3 protein-coding genes are annotated in these 3,776 nt (G+C 65.2%); 2 read left to right on the forward strand and 1 reads right to left on the reverse strand.

Annotated elements, in window-relative coordinates:
• Positions 1–131 precede the first annotated feature (131 nt).
• Positions 132–1,064 (reverse strand): LysR substrate-binding domain-containing protein, encoded by a 933-nt coding sequence (locus VGH68_RS29580; RefSeq protein WP_331607297.1) that lies wholly within the window; start codon positions 1,062–1,064, stop codon positions 132–134.
• Positions 1,065–1,313: 249 nt separating this feature from the next.
• Here VGH68_RS29580 and VGH68_RS29585 point away from each other — a divergent pair, with 249 nt between their 5' ends.
• On the forward strand, positions 1,314–2,915 hold the full coding sequence (locus tag VGH68_RS29585) for an ABC transporter ATP-binding protein (protein WP_331607298.1): 1,602 nt from the start codon (positions 1,314–1,316) through the stop codon (positions 2,913–2,915).
• A 49-nt stretch (positions 2,916–2,964) separates the two neighbouring features.
• On the forward strand, positions 2,965–3,776 hold an 812-nt coding region (locus VGH68_RS29590), incomplete at its 3' end, for an ABC transporter permease (RefSeq protein WP_331607299.1).

The raw sequence follows: 3,776 nt of genomic DNA on the forward strand, positions 1-3,776 counted from the left end.
CGGCACAACCGGCTCGCACGGGTGCTGTACGAGGCGGCGGTGTAGCGCAGGAAAGCGGAGGATAAAGCACGCGACGCTGGCGGCATCCATACGAGAAGAACCCATGGATGCCAGCCGCGCCGCGAGCGGCGTCAAGGCTTAGCGATCAGCGTTCTGGTTGCTTCGGCGACGAGGCCGCGCAGCCAGCGCACTTCGTCGGAGTAATGCACGCGTTCGTGCCACAGCTGGTAGTACTGCATCGGCGGAAAATCGAGCGGCGCGGGCACCACGGTGAGCGGCAGGAACTTCGCGTAGTAATCGGCAAAGAGGCGCGTCGTCGTGAAGATCAGGTCCGACTTGATCAGCACGTACGGCGCGAGATTGAAGTACGGCAACGTGACGACCACATGGCGCTTCAACCGCTCGCGCGCAAGATGGACATCGATCGCACCGCGCTGGCCGACCGAGTACGGCGTCGGCGCGAGATGCGGCGCGTTCAGATACTGGTCGAGCGTGAGCCCGCCGCGCCTCGCGAACGGATGCGTGTTGCCCATCAGGCAGACGATCTGATCGACGAACAGGTTCGACAGATGCAACTGCTCGGGCGGCTCCGGCCAGTTGCCGACGACAATGTCGAGCTTGCCGTCCTCGAGCGCGAGCTCGTAGTCGAACGCCGGGCCGAGCGAATGAAATTCGAGCGTCGCATTCGGCGCGGCCTGGCGAAAACGTTCGACCACCGTCGGCACGAACAGCACGTTCAGATAGTCGGGACAGCCGATTCGATAACAGCGGATCGACGTGGCCGGATCGAAGTTGTGCTGCTGGAACCGGATGCGTTCGATTTCGCGCAGCGCGTTCTGCACCGGCTCGAGCAGCCGCAGGCCGTACTCGGTCGGCACCATGCCGGACTTGCCGCGCACCAGCAGCGGGTCGCCGGTGATGTCGCGCAGCCGGCGCAGCGCCGCGCTGATCGCGGGTTGGGACTGATTCAGTTTGACGGCGGCGCGGGTGACGCTGCGCTCCATCAACAAGGTATGCAACACCCGCAGCAGGTACGTGTCGATCGCCTCGCGTTGCTGACTCATGGACTCTCCAGATATATGTGCAGGCTGATCGAATAGGCGTGGGGGTATATGCGTTTTAATATGGCCGAAAAACGGCGTCAAGCGTGGCATACCCGCAGCGCTTGCTGCGGCGCGGGTTTGCGGGAATTTTGTCGGCTCGACTGAGTGGGGCGAATTAGGTATTGTCACCCGGTTAAGGTGACGGATCGCCCGCCGGCAAGGCGGACGGACGCGCGGCAACCGGCAGTCACTGACGTACTACGGAATCACATGAGCGACTCTTCTTATAGCGACGGCGCCGCCGCGCAGCCGGCAAACAGGCCGGAACAGGCGGCGCCCCGGTTGATGCTTCAGGGCATCACCAAACAGTATCCGGCCGTGCGAGCCAACGACGACGTCACGTTGATCGTCGCGCCGGGTGAAATCCATGCGGTGCTCGGCGAAAACGGCGCCGGCAAAAGCACGCTGATGAAGATCATCTACGGCGCGGTGCGGCCCGACGCCGGCGAGATTCGCTGGGAAGGCGAGGCGGTGGAGATCGCGAGCCCGGCGGCCGCGCGCAAGCTCGGCATCGGCATGGTGTTCCAGCATTTTTCGCTGTTCGAGACGCTCACGGTCGGCGAAAACATCGCGCTCGCACTCGACGAGCCGTTCGATCTGAAGACGCTTTCGAAACGGATTCGCGAAGTCTCGGGCGACTACGGTCTCGACATCGACCCGCAGCGCCACGTGCATAGCCTGACGGTGGGCGAGCGGCAACGCGTCGAGATCGTGCGCTGTCTGCTGCAGAACCCGCGCCTGCTGATCATGGACGAGCCGACCTCGGTGCTGACGCCGCAAGCGGTGAGAAAGCTGTTCGCGACGCTACGCCGGCTGGCGGCCGAAGGCTGCAGCATTCTCTACATCAGCCACAAGCTCGACGAAATCCAGGAGCTGTGCGACACCGCGACGGTCATGCGCGGCGGCCGCGTCACCGGTCATGTGAAGCCGAAGGGCGAGACTCATGCATCGCTCGCGCAGTTGATGGTCGGCCATTCGCTGCCTGATTACACGCGGCGCGAGCACAACCCCGGCGCCGTGCTGCTCGAGGTGAAGCAGTTGTCGGTGGAAAGCGACGACCCGTTCGGCACCTCGCTGCGCGACGTGTCGTTCGGCGTACATGCCGGGGAGATTTTCGGCATCGCGGGCGTGTCGGGCAACGGCCAGGCGGAACTGCTGTCAGCGTTGTCGGGCGAAAAACGCGGCACGCGCGCCGACGCGGTGACGATTTGCGGCAAGCCCGCCGGGCGCCTGGGCGCAGGCGGCCGGCGCGCGCTCGGCTTCGGCTTCGTGCCGGAGGAGCGCCTCGGCCGCGGCGCGGTGCCGGCGATGTCGCTGTCGGAAAACGCGCTGCTCACCGCGCACCGTCAGCAGATGGTGAGTTCGGGCTGGATCAGGGCGGGCGCGATGCGCGCGTTCGCCAGGCGCTGCATCGATGCCTTCGACGTGCGTTGCGGCGGCCCGGAAGCGCTCGCGCAGAGTCTGTCCGGCGGCAATTTGCAGAAATACATCATGGGCCGCGAGATTTTGCAGGCGCCCAAGGTGCTGGTGGTTGCGCAGCCTACTTGGGGCGTCGACGTCGGCGCATCGGCATTCATCCGCCAACAGTTGCTCGATCTGGCCGCGCGCGGCGTCGCGATTCTGGTGATCTCCGAGGAACTGGAGGAGCTCTTCGACATCTGCGACCGCATCGCGGTGCTCGCCGGCGGCCGGCTCTCACCGGTGCGCGCGACCGGGGCGACCAATGCCGAGGAAATCGGCCGCTGGATGGCGGGCCTCTTCGGCGGCCGGGAGGATGCGGCGCCTTCGGCGGAACAGCCCGCGCATGCCTGAATCGTCGCGTTGGATAACAGACACAGAACCAGACAAATCACCCGCTTCCATGATGCTTCCCTATCGACTCGAAGCACGCACGACGCCCTCGCGCACGATGCAGTTCGCCGTGCCGCTGATCGCCGCGCTGCTCACGCTCGCCATCGGCTTTCTGATTTTCGGCCTGGTGGGCCGCGATCCGCTGCAGGCGATGCACGCGTTTTTCATCGAGCCGCTGTCCAGCGTGAACGGCTGGTCGGAACTGCTGCTGAAGGCGTCGCCGTTGTGCCTGATTGGCCTCGGCCTCGCAATCGGCTATCGCGCCAACGTCTGGAACATCGGCGCCGAAGGGCAGATGCTGCTCGGCGGCATCGCCGCGAGCGGCGTCGCGATCTACTTCGATCAGGCCACCGGCTGGTGGATCCTGCCGACCATGATGATTGCCGGCGTGCTCGGCGGGATGGCGTGGGCCGCGATTCCCGCGCTGCTGAAGAGCCGCTTCAACACCAACGAGATTCTCGTGAGCCTGATGCTCACCTATGTGGCCACGCAGTTGCTGATCTATCTGGTGAGCGGCCCGTGGCGCGATCCGCAAGGGATGAACTTCCCGCTCTCCGAGATGTTCAGCGGCGACGCGCTCTATCCGACGCTCTACGGCGACTGGCACTGGAAATGGCTGCGCGGCACGCGCCTGAACGCGTCGGTGTTCGTCACGCTGATCGCGATCCCGCTCGTGTGGGTCTTCATGCGCAAGAGTTTTGCGGGCTACCGGATGAACGTCGGCGGTCTCGCGCCGCTCGCCGCGCGCTACGCCGGTTTCTCCGACAAGAAAACCATCTGGACCGCGCTTTTGATCAGCGGCGGCCTCGCGGGCCTCGCCGG

The organism is Paraburkholderia sp. (assembly GCF_036488505.1).
In the GTDB taxonomy this organism is placed as follows: Bacteria; Pseudomonadota; Gammaproteobacteria; order Burkholderiales; family Burkholderiaceae; genus Paraburkholderia.

Excerpts from the sequence above, each read along its gene's own strand:
- VGH68_RS29580 (WP_331607297.1), bottom strand. The coding sequence starts at position 1,064 with ATGAGTCAGCAACGCGAGGCGATCGACACGTACCTGCTGCGGGTGTTG.
- VGH68_RS29585 (WP_331607298.1), top strand. The coding sequence starts at position 1,314 with ATGAGCGACTCTTCTTATAGCGACGGCGCCGCCGCGCAGCCGGCAAAC.